17 protein-coding genes are annotated in these 18,070 nt (G+C 68.9%); 11 read left to right on the top strand and 6 right to left on the bottom strand.

The window, feature by feature from the left end:
* The coding region (locus JNB_RS21535; protein WP_040883753.1) for an ISL3 family transposase at window positions 1-859 on the top strand (859 nt) is incomplete at its 5' end.
* Between the two features lie 52 nt (window positions 860-911).
* Here the strand turns inward: JNB_RS21535 and JNB_RS12205 are convergent.
* Window positions 912-2,237: an ISL3-like element ISPfr2 family transposase gene (locus JNB_RS12205; protein ID WP_040883752.1), complete on the bottom strand. Its 1,326-nt coding sequence runs from the start codon at window positions 2,235-2,237 to the stop codon at window positions 912-914.
* Between the two features lie 629 nt (window positions 2,238-2,866).
* Complete coding sequence (locus tag JNB_RS12200; RefSeq protein ID WP_003941073.1) at window positions 2,867-3,178, bottom strand: putative quinol monooxygenase; 312 nt, start codon at window positions 3,176-3,178, stop codon at window positions 2,867-2,869.
* Window positions 3,179-3,286: 108 nt separating this feature from the next.
* On the opposite strand from JNB_RS12200, the gene JNB_RS12195 reads away from it, so the two are divergent.
* Complete coding sequence (locus tag JNB_RS12195) at window positions 3,287-4,228, top strand: GlxA family transcriptional regulator (RefSeq protein WP_009776784.1); 942 nt, start codon at window positions 3,287-3,289, stop codon at window positions 4,226-4,228.
* A 461-nt stretch (window positions 4,229-4,689) separates the two neighbouring features.
* On the opposite strand, the gene JNB_RS12190 is transcribed toward JNB_RS12195, so the two are convergent.
* Window positions 4,690-6,234 (bottom strand): DEAD/DEAH box helicase, encoded by a 1,545-nt coding sequence (locus tag JNB_RS12190; RefSeq protein ID WP_009776782.1) that lies wholly within the window; start codon window positions 6,232-6,234, stop codon window positions 4,690-4,692.
* A 314-nt stretch (window positions 6,235-6,548) separates the two neighbouring features.
* Between JNB_RS12190 and JNB_RS12185 the strand changes: the two genes are divergently transcribed.
* Together JNB_RS12185 and JNB_RS12180 are read left to right on the top strand one after the other, a co-directional pair.
* Window positions 6,549-7,451, top strand: coding sequence for an ROK family protein (locus JNB_RS12185; RefSeq protein ID WP_009776781.1), 903 nt, complete (start codon window positions 6,549-6,551; stop codon window positions 7,449-7,451).
* Complete coding sequence (locus JNB_RS12180; protein ID WP_009776780.1) at window positions 7,448-8,374, top strand: 1-phosphofructokinase family hexose kinase; 927 nt, start codon at window positions 7,448-7,450, stop codon at window positions 8,372-8,374. The genes JNB_RS12185 and JNB_RS12180 overlap by 4 nt, the downstream gene beginning before the upstream one ends.
* A gap of 98 nt (window positions 8,375-8,472) precedes the next feature.
* Here the strand turns inward: JNB_RS12180 and JNB_RS12175 are convergent, their stop codons facing one another.
* On the bottom strand, window positions 8,473-9,312 hold the full coding sequence (locus JNB_RS12175) for a class II fructose-bisphosphate aldolase (protein WP_009776779.1): 840 nt from the start codon (window positions 9,310-9,312) through the stop codon (window positions 8,473-8,475).
* Entirely contained in the window at window positions 9,312-10,220 is a 909-nt protein-coding gene (locus tag JNB_RS12170) for an SIS domain-containing protein (protein WP_009776778.1), read from the bottom strand. Before JNB_RS12170 ends, JNB_RS12175 begins: the two co-directional genes overlap by 1 nt.
* Before the next feature lie 116 nt (window positions 10,221-10,336).
* Here JNB_RS12170 and JNB_RS12165 point away from each other — a divergent pair, with 116 nt between their 5' ends.
* The 3 genes from JNB_RS12165 to JNB_RS12155 all read left to right on the top strand — a co-directional run bounded on the left by JNB_RS12165 (window position 10,337) and on the right by JNB_RS12155 (window position 12,782).
* Window positions 10,337-11,146, top strand: a complete 810-nt coding sequence (locus tag JNB_RS12165; protein ID WP_009776777.1) for a DeoR/GlpR family DNA-binding transcription regulator — start codon at window positions 10,337-10,339, stop codon at window positions 11,144-11,146.
* Between the two features lie 108 nt (window positions 11,147-11,254).
* Window positions 11,255-11,746, top strand: a complete 492-nt coding sequence (locus JNB_RS12160) for a glutathione peroxidase (RefSeq protein ID WP_009776776.1) — start codon at window positions 11,255-11,257, stop codon at window positions 11,744-11,746.
* Between the two features lie 97 nt (window positions 11,747-11,843).
* On the top strand, window positions 11,844-12,782 hold the full coding sequence (locus tag JNB_RS12155) for an N-acetylglucosamine-6-phosphate deacetylase (RefSeq protein WP_148232404.1): 939 nt from the start codon (window positions 11,844-11,846) through the stop codon (window positions 12,780-12,782).
* A gap of 9 nt (window positions 12,783-12,791) precedes the next feature.
* Here JNB_RS12155 and JNB_RS12150 read toward each other — a convergent pair whose 3' ends face one another.
* Complete coding sequence (locus JNB_RS12150; protein ID WP_009776774.1) at window positions 12,792-13,448, bottom strand: alpha/beta hydrolase; 657 nt, start codon at window positions 13,446-13,448, stop codon at window positions 12,792-12,794.
* Between the two features lie 255 nt (window positions 13,449-13,703).
* On the opposite strand from JNB_RS12150, the gene JNB_RS12145 reads away from it, so the two are divergent.
* Genes JNB_RS12145 through JNB_RS12130 form a run of 4 tightly spaced genes read left to right on the top strand, consistent with a single transcriptional unit; the run spans window position 13,704 to window position 18,062 of the window.
* Window positions 13,704-14,306 (top strand): TetR/AcrR family transcriptional regulator, encoded by a 603-nt coding sequence (locus JNB_RS12145; RefSeq protein WP_040883751.1) that lies wholly within the window; start codon window positions 13,704-13,706, stop codon window positions 14,304-14,306.
* Window positions 14,303-15,100 carry a TIGR03084 family metal-binding protein gene (locus JNB_RS12140; RefSeq protein WP_009776772.1) on the top strand — a complete coding sequence of 266 codons (798 nt, stop codon included), beginning with the start codon at window positions 14,303-14,305 and terminating at the stop codon, window positions 15,098-15,100. The genes JNB_RS12145 and JNB_RS12140 overlap by 4 nt, the downstream gene beginning before the upstream one ends.
* The gene (locus JNB_RS12135) at window positions 15,097-16,890 is read left to right on the top strand and encodes an acyclic terpene utilization AtuA family protein (protein WP_009776771.1); all 1,794 of its coding nucleotides are present in this window, start codon (window positions 15,097-15,099) and stop codon (window positions 16,888-16,890) included. Before JNB_RS12140 ends, JNB_RS12135 begins: the two co-directional genes overlap by 4 nt.
* Complete coding sequence (locus JNB_RS12130) at window positions 16,887-18,062, top strand: acyl-CoA dehydrogenase family protein (protein WP_009776770.1); 1,176 nt, start codon at window positions 16,887-16,889, stop codon at window positions 18,060-18,062. Before JNB_RS12135 ends, JNB_RS12130 begins: the two co-directional genes overlap by 4 nt.
* Window positions 18,063-18,070 lie beyond the last annotated feature (8 nt).

Here is an 18,070-nt window from a genome sequence, read left to right as displayed (position 1 = left end):
GGTGCTCGCCGATCGCCGCGCGGCCAGCGGCAGCGATGGCTTGGATGGATTGCGCCGGATCGGGATTGACGAGGTGGCCTACCGGCGTGGTCGCCGCTACCTGGTGGTTGTCGTCGACCACGACACCGGTCGATTGGTGTGGGTGGGATCGCGGGCCCGGAAGGAGACCGTGAACCAGTTCTTCGTTGCTTTGGGCCCTGAGCGCACCGCACATCTGACCCACGTCACCTCGGACAGCGCCTCATGGATCGCGAGCCCAGTTGCTGAACATGCCCCGAAAGCGATCCATTGCGCTGACCCGTTCCACATCGTGCAGTGGGCCGGGGACGCCCTGGACGCTTGTCGCCGACAGGTGTGGAATTCCGTGCGGATCCGCCAGAAGCGGGGCAGCGGGGCCGCGACCGGAGCAGGGGTGCCGGTCAAGAACATCATGTGGACCCTGCGGATGAACCCCGACAGGTGGGGCGACCAACACGTCGAGTCAATGTCGTGGCTGGCCGCCACCCACCCCGACCTGCACCGCGCCTGGCAGCTCAAAGAAGCCCTCAGGGCGGTGTTCGCCACCGGTACCGGCAACGACCGCGGCGTGACCGCCATGGAACTGCTCGAGAGTTGGACAGCTCACGCGCTAGCCAGCCAGCTCGAACCCTTCATCGAGCTCGCCCTGAAGATCACTGCGCACCGCAAGACCATCGACGCAGCACTGACCAGCGGCCTGAACAACGCCCTGACCGAGTCAGCGAACAACAAGATCCGCGTCATCACCCGACGCGCCTACGGCTTCCACAACGTCGACGCCCTCATCGCCCTCGCCATGCTCAGCCTCGGGATTTACCGCCCAACCAACCCACACGAATGACAGGAGAGCCCCAATTTCCGGGTTGGGCACCCCGAAACGCAGGTATGCCGGCTCATCCCAATCGGGGGTGTAGGAGTTGGGGTCTGAAGCCGCCGGTCTCGAGCAGGCTTCGGGCGATGTAGTTGGTCAGGTTGCGGAACCCGAGTGCGGAGCCGCGCAGGTGTTCGAGCCGTCCGTTGAGCGCCTCGGTCGGCCCGTTGCTGGTGCCGGGTCGTTCGAAGTAGGCGAGCACGTCAGCGGCTCGCTTCTTCAGGGTCCGGCCCAGGGTGGTGAGCTCGGTGAGCACCTTGGGGACGCCGGCGCTGAGGTCGGTGATCAGCTTCTCCATGAGCTCGCGGCCACGTTGCCGGTCCTCGTGGCGATAGGCGGCGATCATGCGCTGGTAGACACCCCAGGTCGCCTCGACCTCGACGTGAGCGTCATCAACGAACAGCGCGCGTAGCCTGTCGCTCTGCTTGTCGGTGAGCAGGTCCGCGCCGGTGTGCAGCGTGCGCCGCGACTTGTAGAGCGGGTCGTCCCTGAACCCACGGTGCCCGTGGATCGCGAGTTGGACCCGGCGCCGGCACCTGTCGAGGGCGTCACCGGCCAGGCGCACGACGTGGAAGGGATCCATCACCGTGACCGCGTCCGGGATCTCCTCTGCAGCGGCGGTCTTGAACCCGGTGAAGCCGTCCATCGCGACCACCTCGACCGCGTCACGGAAGGCGTCGTCGCGGTCGGCGAGCCAGGTCTTGAACGCCGCCTTCGACCGGCCCTCGACCATGTCCAGCAGCCTTGCTGGGCCGGCGCCATCGCGGACCGGGGTGAGGTCGATGATCACGGTGACGTACTTGTCGCCACGCCTGGTGTGGCGCCAGACGTGCTCATCGACGCCAATGACCTTCACGCCCTCAAACCGCGTGGGGTCGTTGATCAGCAGCCGCTTGCCTTCAGCCAGGACCGCGTTGTTGGCGGTGTCCCACGCGACCCCGAGTCCCTCGGCGACACGGGCGACGGTGAGGTGTGCGACCACGATCCCTTCCAGCGCCCACCGCAGCCCGGTGCGCGAGAGCGTCGCGCGTGGCTCCGCCGCGGCGCTGGTGTCTTGGCGCCACACGTGTCCGCAGTCGGCACAGCGGTAGCGGCGCACTACAACTTCCAGCACGGTCGGTCGCCAGCCCAGCGGCTCGTGGGCCAACCGCCGGATCACGGTGTCACGAGCAGCGCCTTCGCTGCCGCACCGTCGGCACCACTGATCTGGTTCCACCACGCGGCACGCGAGGACCGCACGATCCGGTTCAAGTCGTTGTCCGGTCACGCTCAGACCGAGGCCGTCGAGTCGAGCGAAGGCGGTCAGGTCAGGGCGGCCGAAGCCGGCCGGCGGGGTAGCGTCGGACACGTCGAGGTCTTTCGGATGGATGGCGTAGGAACCTCCGTCGTCGGGAGACCTCGACGTCTATCTGCGGACCGACGCGCCCGGCCGACCTACACCGTCATCTGAGAAGACCCCTGAAACGTCTTCGACGACGACGGGACCGGCGAGGAGGAGGGCGCGGTGAGCTAAAGGAATGGAGCTTGCTCGGCTTCGACGCCGCCGCAAGCTCCGGTGAAACGGTCGGTACTGGTCGGTCGTCGTCGGTCACCTCCGGATGGCGGCGTCCCCCACGCTCGGCGTTTGCGCAGGTCAGCGGCTCGTTCGCCCAGTGGGCGCATCAAGCGATAGACGCAAAGCCGACGTGATTAGGTCGTCGGTTCGATTCCGACAGGCGGCTCCGGCGAACAGCCCCTGACCTGCGGAAACGCAGGGCAGGGGCGGTTCGGTTCGGTTGGTCGCGCGATGCGCTGGCCTCACGGCTCTGCCCGACACCGACGTCGCTCTCCTCTGCGACGGACCCCTCGCCGGCTGAGCGCTCGCGGCCGGCATCCTGTCCGTGTGCCGATAGGCCTCGCACCGCTCGGCAACGCAGCGTGGCGTTGCGTCGCGACCTGACGGCTCGGCGGGGCGCGATCGTCTCGTGCGTTGGCGGACTACGGGAGCTTGGACGCGAGGACGTCGGCCGCCAGGATCTCGGGTGCTGCACCGAGGAGGTGCTGGTTGGCCATCAGGGCTGCGACGATGGCGCCGTTGGCGTGGGCGTCGCGAGCGGCCTCGTCGGGGAATGCATCGAAGATCCAGAAGGTGTCGGCGTGGGTCCTGACCGCGAACCAGACAATCGTTCCTACTTCTTCGTTGGCGAGCGCGACAGCGCCGGCGAGCAGATCGGCGAGCGCGTCGTGCTGTCCATCGGCCGCGACGATCTTGGCGACGAAGGCATACGGAAGTGATGCGGGTGTGGACATGAGGGGTTCTCCTAGGTGTCGAGGTTTCTTGGTGAAGCGAGTTCAGGGTATGACGAGCAAGGGCATGTGAGAAGTGGCGTATACGGCAGTATTGCTATTGTTCGCGCCATGCGTATCGGACTGATCGCGATCGACGGCTGCTTCGGTTCGGCTGTCGCGTCGGTCATCGACATCGTGCGGGTGGCCGACGGAGCCCGCGGCGATGTCGACCCGCAGATCGACCCGATCGAACTCGCCATCCTCGGACCGAAACGGAGAGTGTCCACGACGGCATCGATGACCCTGTCGGTGGACCACCCGCTGTCGGAGTCCGCAGAGTTCGACGTGGTCGTCGTCCCTGCGCTTGGAACCCTCACGGCCGCCGCTACCAACGACGCCCTCCAGAGCCGAGATGCTCGTTCGGTCATCGCCTCGCTCGGGCGCCTCGACGACGCGACCACCCGGATCGCCGCGGCGTGCACCGGCGTGTTCGCTGTCGCCGAGACCGGACGGATGCATCATCGGCGGGCGACGACCAGCTGGTTCCTGGGGCCGGAGTTCCTGAAGCGCTATCCGACCGTCGCCCTCGATCTCGACACCATGGTCGTGGTCGACGGCAACCTCGTCACCGCCGGCGCCGCGTTCGCCCACATCGACCTCGCGCTCTCACTCGTGCGATCGATCAGCCCCGACCTGGCCCAACATGTCGCCAAGCTCCTCATCATCGACGAGCGTCCGTCGCAGGCGGCCTTCGTCGCCTACGAACATCTCCGGCACGAGGACCCGATCGTCGTCGAGTTCGAACGCTTCGTGCGCGCCCGCCTGGACGAACCGTTCAACGTCGCCTTCGTCGCGCAGTCGCTCGGCACCAGCCGGCGCACCCTCGAACGACGAGTCCGTGCGGCGCTCAACCTCACTCCGCTCGGCTTCGTCCAACGGCTTCGCATCGAACGAGCTCGGCACCTCTCAGCAACCACGGACCTTACCTCCGCCGAGATCGCGCGACGGGTCGGCTACGCGAACGCCGAGACTCTGCGCTCCCTCCTGCGTAGGGAGCGACGCCGTTCCTGACCTATCGCCATGCCTGTAGCCGGTGTCCTAGTGCTCGACTGGAACCACCTCTCAGCACGTCGCGTCGACGCTCCTGCGTCGCCCCTGGACGACCCACTCGACACGCCCGCAGCACAGGCCATGTGACGTGTCCCGGCTTCCCGGACGGTCGGGGTTGGGTGGCTGTGATGTCGCTGCGTTCTCGTCGAGGGGGTCAGCAGACTCGATCAGGGTCGATTGGGATGAGACGCGAAGGCGGTCAGGTCAGGGCGGCCGAAGCCGGCCGGCGGGGTAGCGTCGGTCACGTCGAGGTCTTTCGGATGGATGGCGTAGGAACCTCCATCGTCGGGAGACCTCGACGTCTATCTGCGGACCGACGCGCCCGGCCGACCTACACCCTCATCTGGGAAGAGCCGGTATGCCGCCCGCGCAAGTGCGCGGACGGCATACCGAATCGTTGTGCTGGGTGTGTCGTGGCTCGGTCAGCCGCGGAAGCCGCGTGACTGCGACGAGAACGCAGCAGCGCCGCCGGAGCCACCGTTGCCGGAGCGACGCGGGCCGCCACTGCGCTGGCCACCGGCGGGACGCTGCCCACCGGAGGAACGCTGACCGCCACCTGCGCCCTGGCCGCCACCGGTGGACGAGCCACCGCGAGGAGCGCCGGAGCGGGGAGCGCCGGAGCGCGGTCCGCCCGTGCGAGGTGCGCCGGAGCGGCCACCGCCGGAGCGCTGGCCACCGCCACGCTGACCGCCACCGCCGCCACCACGCTGGCCGGAGCCCTGCGTCGCGGCACCGGGAACGATGAACGCGCCGGGGAAGGTGCGCTCGCCCGGGGCCAGCTCGGTGAGGAGCGGGTGGGTGGCGTGGACCTTGGTCGTGGTCGGGTTGATGCCGGCCTTGCGGGTGAGGTCGCGCACGTCGCGGACCTGGTCGTCGGTCATGAGCGTGACGACGGTGCCCGAGTTGCCCGCGCGAGCGGTGCGACCGGAGCGGTGCAGGTAGGCCTTGTGCTCGACCGGCGGGTCGGCGTGGATGACCAGGCTTACGTCGTCGACGTGGATGCCACGGGCGGCGATGTCGGTCGCGACGAGCGTGTGCGCGGTGCCGGCGTGGAACGCGTCCATCGTCCGGGTGCGGGCGTTCTGGCTCAGGTTGCCGTGGAGCTCGACCGCGGGGATGCCCTCGGCGTTGAGCTGGCGGGCGATCTTCTTGGCACGATGCTTGGTGCGGGTGAAGACGACCTTGCGACCGGGGGCGGCCGTGAGGTCGCGCAGGACCTGCAGGTGACCGTCGGTGGTGACGTGGAGGACGTGGTGGCTCATCGTCGACACCGGCGACTGTGCCGAGTCGGCCTCGTGGGTGACCGGCGAGTTGAGGTAGCGCTTGACGAGCGTGTTGACGCCGGCGTCGAGCGTCGCCGAGAAGAGCATCCGCTGACCGTTGCGCGGCGTCTTGTCGAGGATGCGCTTGACGACGGGGAGGAAGCCGAGGTCGGCCATGTGGTCGGCCTCGTCAAGGATCGTGATCTCGACGGCGTCGAGGATGACGTGACCCTGGTTCATGAGGTCCTCGAGGCGACCGGGGCAGGCGACGACGACGTCGACGCCGCGGGTGATCGCGTTGACCTGAGGGCCCTGGCCGACGCCACCGAAGACCGTCTTCGACGTGATGCCGAGCGGCTGGGCGAGCGGGGCGAGTGCCTCGTCGATCTGGATGGCGAGCTCGCGGGTCGGCGCAAGGATCAGCGCACGGGGGCGCTTCGCCTGACGGCGGGTGCCGCCGGCGGACAGACGCGCCAGCATCGGGAGGAGGAACGCGTAGGTCTTGCCGGAGCCGGTGCGGCCACGTCCGAGGACGTCGCGGCCCGCGAGGCTGTCGGGGAGGGTCGCGGCCTGGATCGGCGTGGGCGACAGGATGTCGCGCTCGGCGAGGACACGAACGAGGGACTCGGGCACGCCGAGACGGCCGAAGCCGGCGGTGTCGTCGGACGAGTTCTGGGCAGGGGTGGTGACAGTGTCAGTGGACACGAAGGAGTACTCCAGAGAGTTCTGATGCAGTCGGTTCTGCCCGGCGCGTACCGAGTCACGACGAAAGGTCAACGTCAGTGTTGTCCTCGTCGATTCTCTTAAGTCGCGGCGCATCGGCATCGACAGTGAGAAAGAAGAAGCAGGTCCGAGGCAGAACAGTGCGGACCGCTGAGAACACTCTAGTGCCTGGGCCCTGAATCACTTGCATCGTCAAGCTGCTGGTCGGGCTCATCGAGAGGGCCGTCCGCGCCCCGCCACCGATCGGAACGCCGCACCGAGCATGGTGGCGCGGACCCTAGAATTGCGCCGTGGCAATGACGCTCGTGGCTGGTGTGGACGTGGGGGGCACTCGCGTCAAGTCGATGCTGTCCGACTCGGACGGCGCAGTTGTGTTGTCCCACACCGCTTCCACGCCCGATCGTCCGGGCGATGCCATCGTCGACGTCATCGCCGACACGGTGGCGACCCTGCTCGACCTGGCTCGCGCGGAGGGCATCGACGGTGCCCTCGCGGCGGTCGGCGCCGTGGTGCCCGGCCTCGTCGATGAGACGAGCGGCACAGCGTCCTGGTCGGCCAACCTGGGGTGGCGCGACCTTCCGTTGCGCGAGCTGCTCCAGGCGCGGTTCGACGTGCCGGTGGCCACGGGTCACGACGTGCGGGCCGGGCTGCTCGCGGAGTTCCACCTCGGCGCTGCTCAGGGCGCGCCCGATGCGCTGTTCGTCCCTCTGGGCACCGGTATTGCCAGCGCCCTGCTGGCCGGAGGCCGCGTCGTCGCGGGCTCGGAGTGGACCGGCGAGATCGGCCACGTCACCGTCGTGCCCGACGGACCGCTCTGCGGGTGCGGGCGTCACGGCTGCCTCGAGGCGGTGGCCAGTGCGGCTGCCCTTGGTCGCGCCTGGCGTGAGCTCGGCCGCGAGGGCGACGCCGAGACCCTCAGCCTCGCGGTGGACGACGGTGACCCCGAGGCCATCCGCATCTGGCACGACGCGATCGACGCGCTCGTCCGGGTCATCGGCCCAGTGTGCGCGGCAGCGGGAACGCGCCTCGTCCTCATCGGCGGCGGCCTCGCCCTGTCGGGCGCCACCTTGCTGGATCCGTTGCGCGACAGGCTCGTCCACGCGATCGGCCACGAACGCATCACCGTCACTCAAGCCGCGCTCGGGGATCGTGCCGGCGCTCTCGGAGCAACACTTCTCGCCATGGAGGCCACCGCGTGATCTTCACCCTGACCCCCAACCCGGCCGTCGACATCACGTATGCCGTGCCGAGACTTCACGTCGGCGAGAGCCACCGCGTGTCGATCACCGGCACGCACGCCGGAGGCAAGGGCCTCAACGTTGCCGGTGTCCTGGCCTGCATGAGCGTCGAGCACGTGGCCATCGCCCCCGTCGGCGAAGGCCACCGCAGCTTCTTCGAGGAGGACGCCGCCCAGCGCGGTGTGCGACTGCGCGTCGTCGAGTCGCCCGTCACCACGCGCCGCTCCATCGCGGTCTACAGCTCCGACGGACTCGCCACGGTGCTCAACGAGCAGGGATCTCCACAGCCGCCGCAGGTCTGGGAGGAGATGACCGAGATCGTGCGGACGAGTTGCCGACCCGGTGACGTCTTCACCGTCTCAGGAAGCCTGCCGCCGTCCACCTCGGATGAGGCGATCGTGTCGCTGTGCACCGCGGCTGCCGATGCCGGAGCCGAGCTCGTCGTCGACGGTCGTGGGCGCTGGGTCAACGAGGTGCTCGAGGCGACACCGGCGTTCTTGAAGCCCAACGAGTCCGAGGCTGCGTCCATGACCGGCATCACCGACCCGTTGCAGGCAGCTCAGGCCCTCGTCGATGCCGGCGCCTGGGCCTCACTGGTCTCGCGTGGCGCCGACGGACTCATCCTCGTGACGTCGACCGGTCGGGTCATCGAGGCCCGCCCGCGCACCCCTGGAGCGGGCAACGCGACCGGGGCCGGCGACGCACTGACCGCGGCGATCTCCGCAGGCCTTGATGGGACACCGCGTGACGAGGTCGACTGGCCCGAGGTCCTGCGGGTCGGCGTCGCCTGGTCAGCGGCAGCGGTGCGTCAGACGGTGGCCGGTGTCATCGACCGCGCCGACGTCGAGAGCCTCCTCGACGACGTGGACATCAAGGAGCACTGACGCCCCCAGCAACCAAACCCGTCCAATAGGGCGCGAATGGTGGCTCGGCTGTCGTCCCCAACCCGGGAATTGGGTGAGTTGGGGACGGGCTGAGGACGTCAGGGGCGGGTTGGAGCCAGGAGGCGGAGGAGGCGTTCGGCCTCGTCGGTGACGGCGTCCCGGGCGGCCCCGAGGTACTTGCGGGTGTCAACGGTTGGTGACTGTTCGAGCCGGCGCACCATCGCCCACGTCCACACCTGGTTGAGGTGCGTCGCGATGTTGACCTTGGTCATGCCAGCGGCCACCGCGGACACGAGTCCCTCGTCCGGCACGCCGCTCGACCCGTGCAGGACCAGCGGGACGGGCACCAAGGCCGCGATCGCCGCGATGCGCTCATTGTCGAGGACGGCACTGCGCTCGGTCATGGCGTGCGAGCTGCCCACGGCAACGGCGAGGGCGTCGACGCCGGTGTCGGCCACGAACCGCGCGGCGTCACTGGGGTCAGTGCGCACACCCGGTGCGTGGACCCCGTCCTTGCCGCCGACCTCACCGAGCTCGGCCTCGACGCTGATGCCAGCGGAGTGACACTGCTCGACCACGCGACGGGTCGTCTCCCGGTTGACGTCATCGGTCAGCTTGGACCCGTCGAACATCACCGACGTCAGCCCCAGACGCACTGCTTCGTCGACGAGAGTGACGTCTTCGGCGTGGTCGAGGTGGACGACCACGGGCTGCGAGCAGGCCTCGGCAATCGCCAGAGTCGCGGCCGCGATGGGCCGCAACGACCCGTGATAGCGCACGCAGTTCTCACTGATCTGCATGACAACCGGAAGCGAAGAGCGTTCTGCTGCAACGGCATACGCCTCTGCATGTTCGATCTGGATGACGTTGAACGCGGCGAGGGCGCGACCGGCCTCACGTGCCTCGGCCAGGAGCGGCGCGAGTGGGGAGAGTGTCATCAGCCGGCGACGGGGGCGTCTTCGAGGATGATCGAGCGGGTGAGGTTGCGTGGCTCGTCGGGGTTGATGCCGGCGGCGAGGGCGCGCGCGAGGCAGTAGCGGTGCAGGCGCACGAGCTCGGCCATGGGGTCGATGTCGCGGTGCTCGAAGTGCGCACCGGTGGCGCGGACCTGCTCGGCGAGACCCTCTGGCACGTCGCCGATCGCCCAGGTCGCGCGACCCGGGGCGGCGATGCTGATCGGGCCGTGGCGGTACTCCATCGCCGCGTAGGACTCGGCCCAGAACTGCACCGATTCGCGCAGCTTGAGACCGGCCTCGTTGGCGAGGCCGTTGGTCCAGCCGCGACCGAGGAAGCTCACCTGCTCGACATCGAAGAACCCGGCGTATGCCGTGTCGTCCGGTTCCGCGAGCACCTCGCGTGCGTCGGCGATCGCCTTGTCGAGCGACTCGCCGAGGGAGGCGCGCAGGAGAGCAAGAACGGTGGTGGCGAACCGGGTCTGGACGACGGACTGCTCGTCGACCTCGGGGAGCAGGATGAGCGACTCGGCGGCCTCGGCGACGGCAGTCCCGGCGGTGGCGACGAGCGCGACGTGCGGGGTTCCGGCGGCCTTGAGCTGCTCGACGACCTCGATGACCTCGGTGGTCGTGCCCGAACGGGTGATCACGACGACGCGGTCGTAGCCACGGGCCAGCTGGTGCTCGCTCGCGGCGAAAGCGTCCGTCACGCCCTGGCCCAGGGACTCACGCAGGACGGCATACGCCTGGCCCATGAACCACGACGTGCCGCAACCGATGGTCGCGACGCGCTCACCGGGCTTCGGCAGGAGGTGGGCGACCTCGGGCAGTCGCTCGACCACCGCGGCCCAGTTGTCGGGTTGGGTGGCGATCTCCTGCTCGAGAAACGTCATGGATCTTCCTCACGTCATGGTTGGTTGCGCGAAACTGCTTGGCTCATAGCCTAAGTGGGCAGAGTCATGCACCACAACCCCTCGAGACTGCGTGAAGTGCGCGCTAGAGTCTCGCCATGTCCTCGCGCACCTCACTGGCCAGCGAAGTGCCTCGTCAACGAGCCTCACGTCTGTCGGCCATTCTCGATCTGCTGGCCACCAAGGGGCGGCTGAGTGTCACCGATGCGGCCGCCCACCTGGACGTGTCCGAGGCGACGATCCGCCGCGACTTCGCCGAACTCTCCCGGCGTCAGCTCGTCACGCGCAACCACGGTGGTGTCGTCGCCACGTCGGTTGCCTATGAGCTGCCCTATCGCTACCGCTCGAGCCAGAACGACTCCGACCTCGACCGCATTGCCGCCGCCGCAGTGGCCCTCGTCGAGCCCGGAGCAGTTGTCGCGATGAACGGTGGGACGACCACGACGACCGTCGCCCGCAGCCTCACGGCGCGCGAGGACCTCAGCTCGCGCGGCCTCACCCTCGTGACGAGCGCGCTCAACATCGCGGTCGAGGCCGTCCTGCGCCCCAACGTGCGCTGCGTCTGCCTCGGCGGGATCCCGCGGCCCGAGTCCTATGAGGTGACCGGACCCCTGGCGACCGCTGGGCTGAGCCAGCTATGGATCGACGTCGCCATCCTCGGCGTCAACGGACTGTCCGCCCGCGAGGGAGCGACCTGCCACCACGAGGACGAAGCGGCCGTGTCCCGCCTCATGGTCGAGCGCGCCCGAGACGTCATCGTCGTCGCCGCCGGGTCCAAGCTCGGGGAGCGCGCCTTCACCGAGATCTGTGACGTCGCCCAGATCACCCACATCGTGACGACGGCCGAAGACAAGGACCCGCGCGTCGCGGAGCTGCGAGAGCTGGGCACGACCGTCCACTGCGTGTGATCTCTCCTCTTCGTGCCCCGGACGGACACGAAGGGGAGGCCTACGGCCGAACAGCGTGTCCGTCCCGGGCACGGAGCCGGTTCAGGTGGCAGTTGTAGTGTCAACAACATGACTGATCAGACGCTGTCCGACTTCTCCGCGACGACCCTCGAGGGTCAGCCCCAGGACCTCAGTGCGTATGCCGGCAAGGTCGTCCTTGTCGTCAACACCGCGTCCGAGTGTGGCTTCACCCCGCAGTTCGAGGGCCTTGAGAAGCTGTGGCAGGACCAGAAGGACCAGGGCCTCGTCGTCCTCGGCTTCCCGTGCAACCAGTTCGGTGGGCAGGAGCCGGGCGAGGCTGCCGAGATCGGCGCCTTCTGCCAGCGCAACTACGGCGTGACCTTCCCGATGTTCGACAAGGTCGACGTCAACGGCGACGACGCGCACCCGCTCTTCGAGTGGCTCCGCAAGGAGAAGGGTGGGCTCCTCGGCAGCAAGATCAAGTGGAACTTCACCAAGTTCCTCGTCGGCCGCGACGGCAACGTGATCAAGCGCTACGGCTCGACCACCAAGCCCGAGGCCATCTCCGGTGACATCGAGAAGGCCCTCGCCACCAGTTGAGCCCTGTCTGGCTCGTCTTCGTGCCCCGCACGGACACGGATCGCTGTCCGTGCGGGGCACGAAGACGAGGCAGGCAGCGAGTCCTAGGGTGGGTGGCATGAGCAACGCCACCGGTCTTGTCGATCTGCACTGCCACGGCGCCCTCGGGCATGAATTCGGGCGCGACACAGCCGGATCGGCAGAAGCGGCGGCCCATCACCGCGCGGCGGGCGTCGAGACCCTGGTCGCCTCCCTCGTCTCGGGTCGGGCAGACACCCTCATAGGTCAGGTCGCGACCCTGGCGCCCCTCGTCGCCTCGGGGCAGCTGGCCGGCATCCACCTCGAAGGACCGTTCCTCTCGGAGGAGCGTCGCGGAGCGCACGATCCGTCGGTCCTCACCGACCCGGACCTCGCGCTGGTCGAGTCCCTCGTGGCCACCGTCACCGAGGCGGGTGCGCCACATGCGTTGGTGCAGTGGACCTTCGCGCCCGAGCGCACCGGCTCGGGTGAGCTGGTCGCGGCACTCGCGCGACACGGCATACTCCCCGCTGTCGGCCACACGGACGCGTCAGCGGACGTGGTCTCACGGACGTTGGCGTCGGTCGCCGACGCGTGTGGTCGTGCACCGCTCGTGACCCATCTCTTCAACGGTATGCCGCCCTTCCACCACCGTGCCGGTGGTCCCGTGGCGGCGGCGCTCGCCTCTGCGGGACGTGGCGAGTGTGTGGTCGAGCTCATCGCCGATGGGGTTCACCTGTCGGCCGACGTGGTGCGCATGGTCTTCGAAACCGTTGGGCCGCAACAGATTGCGCTCGTCTCCGACGCAATGGCAGCGACTGGACTGGGTGACGGCGCCTATGCGATCGGAACCCTCGAGGTCGAGGTGGCCAACGGCGTGGCCCGCCTGGCCGACGGTGGTTCGGGACGCGGATCCATCGCTGGATCGACGTCGACGCTGGCCGACTGCGTGCGCTGGGCCATCGACGTCGCGGGACTCCCCGAGGCTGACGTCCTCACCGCAGCAACGACCACGCCCGCGTCAATCCTCGCCTCATAGGTCCTGCCGTTAGAGCCCTCGGCTGGCGGGCGCGAGGATGCGCAGGGCCGACTCGATGGCGACGTCGTTCCAGGCGCCGGCACCCTTGAGCAGGTAGTGGCCGAGCGGACCCATGTCGACGAACTCGGCGTGGCTGGCCACGGATCTTGCTCGCCCGACGAAGCGTTGAGTTTCGGCGAACGATGTCAGACGATCGCGTCGCCCGTGGGCAGCGATGAGGGACCGGCCCGAGAGGGTGCGCACCGGATCGGTCTCTTCCCACCACGGTGCCAGTGCGACGACGCCGACCACGGAGGGATCAGCGGCGACGTGCACAGCGACTCGGCCACCCATGGAGTGCCCGAGCAGGATGACCGGCCGGTCTCCGTGGGCAGTTCTGATCTCGTCCAGGGCCCAACGGGCGTCGGCGATGCGACCGGCGCCGTCACCGTTCCAGCCGCGTTCGCTGTAGCGCAGCAGCCACACGTTGGTGCTCGCCTCGTGGGCGCGGTCCGTGATGGAGCGCGCCATCCAGGCCGTGCGCTGCCACGAGGCACTGCGGTCGTCGACGAGGGCATGAGACCTCGGCTTGCCGCCGTGGAGCATGAGAATCGTCGCGCGGGGTCGGGTGAAAGCATCGACTGCTGGGGCGTCGAAACGGGTCAACGAGGATGCTGCAGTGGCCACGAGTCTTCTTCGGAGTCGGGTCGGCCGGCGGATGGGTCGCGGACCGTTCAGTCGGGGGCGATTTCGTCCTCGGTGATCCCCGTGCGGCGAACCGGCGCCAGAGATCAGCCTGAAAGTCGCGCCGCTTTGGACGGCCTGACGGACATCGCGTCGCCCTGCCATCCGCTCACTATGGGCCAAAGGTGCCGCTCTCAGCGATGTGGGTCACAAACAGTCAGCCTTGACTGTTTGTGAATTGTGGTCCACGCTGGCGGCATGGAGAGACCAGAGCGGGTCCCCCAGGAGGAACGCACCCGCGCGATGCGACAGCGCGTCATGGACGCCACGATCGAGTGCCTCGTCGATCTCGGTTGGTCCGGGACGACGACCACCGAGGTGTCCCGCCGCGCCGGCGTCTCCCGGGGCGCGCAGCTCCACCACTTCCCGACGAAGCAGGACCTCGTCCTCGCGGCTGTGGAGTACCTCTCGGACCGCCGCGCCGAGGAGGCCAGCGTCGACCTCGACGGACTGACCGGGGCCAAGCGGACGCGGGCCATCCTTGAGGGAGTGAGCCAGCAGTACGTCGGACCCGTCTTCTTCGCGGCGCTCGACCTGTGGACGGCAGCCCGCACCGACGCTGACCTGCGCGCGGCCGTGGCACCGCTCGAGCGGCGACTCGGGCGCGAGGCCCACCGGCGTCTCGTCGCTGCCCTCGACATCGACGAGAAGGCCGGCAACAACCGGGCTCTCGTGCAGGCAACCCTCGACCTCATGCGAGGGCTGGCCCTCGCCTCGACCCTGTCCGATGACTCTGCCCGCCGCGCCGGTCTGCTCGACGCCTGGGCCGACGTGCTCGACCGAGAACTGGAGCGACCATGAACGCGCGACTGGAAGCCGTCCTCACGGACTTGACCGCCGAGTCCGAGCAGCTGGACGCGTGGATCCGTGGCACTGCCGGTGAGAATGCCTGGCGACTGGACACGCCTGCCGCTGGCTGGACGGTCGCTCACCAGATCGCGCACCTGCTGTGGACTGACGAGGCCTCCGTCCTCGCGATCACGGATCCCGCTGCCTTTGGCGGGTTGTTGCGCGACGCGGCGTCGAGGCCCGACACGTTCGTCGACGACGGCGCTGCCGCGCGGGCGACTCTGGCGCCTGACGAGCTGCTGACGCGTTGGCGGGCCGGCCGCATGACCCTCGCTGGCGCCCTGCGCGGCTGCCCCGACGACATGCGGATCCCTTGGTACGGCCCGCCCATGGCAGCGACCTCGATGGCCACCGCCCGCATGATGGAGACCTGGGCCCACGCTCACGACGTCGCGGCCGCGCTGGGTGTCGATGTGCCGCGGACCGACCGGGCCCGACACGTTGCCTTCCTCGGCGTACGCACTCGCGGCTTCGCCCACCAGATCCACGGAATCGTGCCGCCGACGGAGGAGTTCCGGGTGGAGCTGACCGGACCGACTGGTGACGTCTGGGCGTGGGGTCCCGAGGACGCCGAGCAGCGCGTCACCGGCGACGGGTGGGACTTCGCCCTGCTCGTGACCCGCCGACTTCACCGTGACGACGCCGCCCTGGTGGTGACCGGCGCTGATGCCGAACGCTGGCTCGGCATCGCGCAGGCCTTCGCTGGTCCTCCCGGTGCAGGACCCCAGCGCAGGAGCGCGCCGTGACCGACGTGATCCGGATCGGCAACGCCTCGGGCTTCTACGGCGACCGACTCTCGGCGATGCGCGAGATGCTCGAGGGCGGCGAACTCGACTACCTCACCGGCGACTACCTCGCTGAGCTGACGATGCTCATCCTCGGGCGCGACCGGCTCAAGGACCCCGCGACCGGCTACGCCAAGACCTTCGTGCGCCAGCTCGGTGACTGCCTCGAACTCATCGCAGAGCGCAAGGTCCGGGTCGTCACCAATGCCGGCGGCCTCAACCCTGCCGGCTGCGCCGAGCAGATCCGCACGCTCATCGCCGAGCGCGGGCTCGACCTCACCGTCGCCCACGTCGAGGGCGACGACCTCATCACGCGGGTGGACGAGCTCGAACTGGCTGAGGCGGGCGCCGGTGTCGTCACCGCCAACGCCTATCTCGGTGCTTTCGGCATCGCTGAGGCGCTGCGGTCCGGCGCGGACATCGTCGTGACGGGTCGTGTGACCGACGCGTCCGTCGTCGTCGGTCCGGCGATCTTCGAATTCGGCTGGGGCCGTGAAGATTTCGACCAGCTCGCGGGTGCGGTCGTGGCCGGTCACATCCTTGAATGCGGTACCCAGGCCACCGGCGGCAACTTCTCGGGCTGGCGCAGTTTTGTCGGTGACGAAAACGCAGTGGGTATGCCGGGTGCCCCCGACCACGGTTCGCTCCCCTTGGGCTTCCCGCTGGGTGAACTGCGCTCCGACGGCACCTGCGTCATCACCAAGCACCCCGGCACCGGTGGCGCCGTCACGGTCGACACCGTCACCGCCCAGCTCGTCTACGAGGTCCAGGCCGAGCCCTACCTCGGGCCGGATGTCGTCACCCACCTCGGCTCGATCTCCTTGGCCGCCGAGGGTGAGGACCGGGTACGCATCACTGGCGTGGTCGGCTCGGCTCCGCCCGAGACGGTCAAGGTGGGGCTCAACCGCCTCGCCGGACACCGCAACTCGGTGGAGTTCCTCCTGACCGGGCTCGACATCGAGGGCAAGGCGCAGTGGGTGCGCTCGCAGCTCGACGCGGCCCTCGCGGCATCGGGCCAGGCGCCCGAAGTCATCGAGTGGCAGCTCGTCAACACGACCATCGAGGACCCGCAGACGCAGGAGGCGGCGACGTCGATCCTGCGCTGCCACGTCAAGAGCACGGATCCCAAGCGGGTCGACCGCGCGTTCTCCGGTGCCGCCGTGGAGTTGGCGCTCGCGTCCTACCCGGGGTTTGCCCTGACGAGGCCGCCCGGGCCGGGCACGCCCTACGGCGTCTTCGGTGCGGCCTACGTCCCGCAGACCGACGTGCCCCACGTCGTCGTCCTCGGTGACGGCACCCGGCTCAACATCCCCGCCCCCACTTCCGACTTCTTGCGCAATCCGCCGTCCCCCGCTGCGCTCCTCCCGACGGATTGCGCAAGAAGTCGGAAGTCAGTCGCCTCGGTGTCGCGGGTTCCGCTGGGGAGGCTCGTCCACGCCCGGTCCGGCGACAAGGGTGGCAACGCCAACGTCGGGGTCTGGATCCCGGCCGACCACCCGCGCCGGGAGGAGGCATTCGCCTGGCTGAGCGACCTCCTCACCGTCGACGAGGTCCGCCGCCTCCTGCCCGAAGCCGCCGATCTCGAGATCGACGTCCACCCCCTGCCCAACCTCGCCGCCGTCAACGTCGTCATCCACGGACTCCTCGGCGAGGGCGTGGCCGCCTCCACCCGCATCGACCCGCAGGCCAAGGCCCTCGGCGAGTGGATTCGCGCCCGCCACGTCGACATCCCAGAGGAGCTCCTGCCATGAACGAGTGGGACACCCCCGAACGCCACGACCTGCGGGCCAGCGTCGCTGCCTTCACCCGGGCCGAGATCGTCCCGAATCTCGCGAAGTGGGAGGACGCCGGCGAGGTCCCGCGCATCCTCCACCTCGCAGCCGCGCGAGTCGGACTCCTCGGCATCGGCTTCCCCGAAAGCGTTGGCGGACAGGGCGGTTCGATCGTCGATGCCAACCTCGTCACCGAGGCGATCATCGAGTCCGGTGGCTCCGGCGGACTCATCGCAGCCCTCTTCACCCATGGCATCGCCACCCCGCACATCGTCAGCTCCGGCGACGCCCACCTGATCGACACCTACGTCCGCCCCACCCTCGACGGCCAGCTGATCGGCTCACTCGCCGTCACCGAGCCCAGCGGAGGGTCCGACGTCGCCGGCATCCTCACCACCGCCCGCCGTGACGGCGACGACTGGATCGTCAACGGCGCCAAGACCTTCATCACCAGCGGAGTCCGCGCCGACTTCCTCACGACGGCCGTCCGCACCGGCGACCCCGGCCACGGTGGCATCTCGCTCCTCGTCATCGACAAGGACTCCCCGGGCCTCACCGTGAGCCGCCCCCTGCGCAAGCTCGGCTGGCACTGCTCCGACACCGCCGAGCTGTCGTTCGACGACGTACGCGTGCCCGGCCACCACATCGTCGGCCAGGTCCACTCCGGATTCGCCCTGATCATGGAGCAGTTCGTCTCCGAGCGGCTCAACCTCGCGACGCAGGCGCACGCCACGGCGAGCCGAGCGACAGCCCTCGCGGTCGCGTACGCGGGCACCCGGCATACCTTCGGAAGGTCGCTCTCGCAGCGGCAGGTGATCCGACACCTTCTCGTCGACATGGCTCGCCGCACCGCGGCGGCGCGCGCCCTCACGAGACAAGCCATCACGTATGCCGCCGAGCTGGCTGAGTCGTCCGACGCACCTGACGCTGAACAACGCCGAAAGGCAACTCTCGAGGCGGTCTTCGCCAAGAACACGGCCGTCGAGGCGGCCGAACGGGTCGTCAGCGACGCCGTCCAGATCTTCGGCGGGATGGGCTACATGCGCGAGTCAGAAGTCGAGCGCCACTACCGCGACGTCCGGATCCTCGGCATCGGCGGCGGCGCAACCGAAGTACTCAATGACCTTGCCGCCAAGTTGATGGGACTGTGACATGGGGA

Source organism: Janibacter sp. HTCC2649, assembly GCF_000152705.1.
Classification (GTDB): Bacteria; Actinomycetota; Actinomycetes; order Actinomycetales; family Dermatophilaceae; genus Knoellia.
The sequence above is the reverse complement of the archived record's forward strand: the minus strand, read 5'-3'. Positions and strand labels throughout refer to the sequence as shown.

Bases quoted from the DNA above. Each gene is read 5' to 3' on its own strand.
- JNB_RS12200 (WP_003941073.1), bottom strand. From the start codon at position 3,178: ATGTCCACACCCGCATCACTTCCGTATGCCTTCGTCGCCAAGATCGTC.
- JNB_RS12195 (WP_009776784.1), top strand. From the start codon at position 3,287: ATGCGTATCGGACTGATCGCGATCGACGGCTGCTTCGGTTCGGCTGTC.
- JNB_RS12185 (WP_009776781.1), top strand. From the start codon at position 6,549: ATGACGCTCGTGGCTGGTGTGGACGTGGGGGGCACTCGCGTCAAGTCG.
- JNB_RS12175 (WP_009776779.1), bottom strand. From the start codon at position 9,312: ATGACACTCTCCCCACTCGCGCCGCTCCTGGCCGAGGCACGTGAGGCC.
- JNB_RS12170 (WP_009776778.1), bottom strand. From the start codon at position 10,220: ATGACGTTTCTCGAGCAGGAGATCGCCACCCAACCCGACAACTGGGCC.
- JNB_RS12165 (WP_009776777.1), top strand. From the start codon at position 10,337: ATGTCCTCGCGCACCTCACTGGCCAGCGAAGTGCCTCGTCAACGAGCC.
- JNB_RS12160 (WP_009776776.1), top strand. From the start codon at position 11,255: ATGACTGATCAGACGCTGTCCGACTTCTCCGCGACGACCCTCGAGGGT.
- JNB_RS12155 (WP_148232404.1), top strand. From the start codon at position 11,844: ATGAGCAACGCCACCGGTCTTGTCGATCTGCACTGCCACGGCGCCCTC.
- JNB_RS12145 (WP_040883751.1), top strand. From the start codon at position 13,704: ATGGAGAGACCAGAGCGGGTCCCCCAGGAGGAACGCACCCGCGCGATG.
- JNB_RS12140 (WP_009776772.1), top strand. From the start codon at position 14,303: ATGAACGCGCGACTGGAAGCCGTCCTCACGGACTTGACCGCCGAGTCC.
- JNB_RS12130 (WP_009776770.1), top strand. From the start codon at position 16,887: ATGAACGAGTGGGACACCCCCGAACGCCACGACCTGCGGGCCAGCGTC.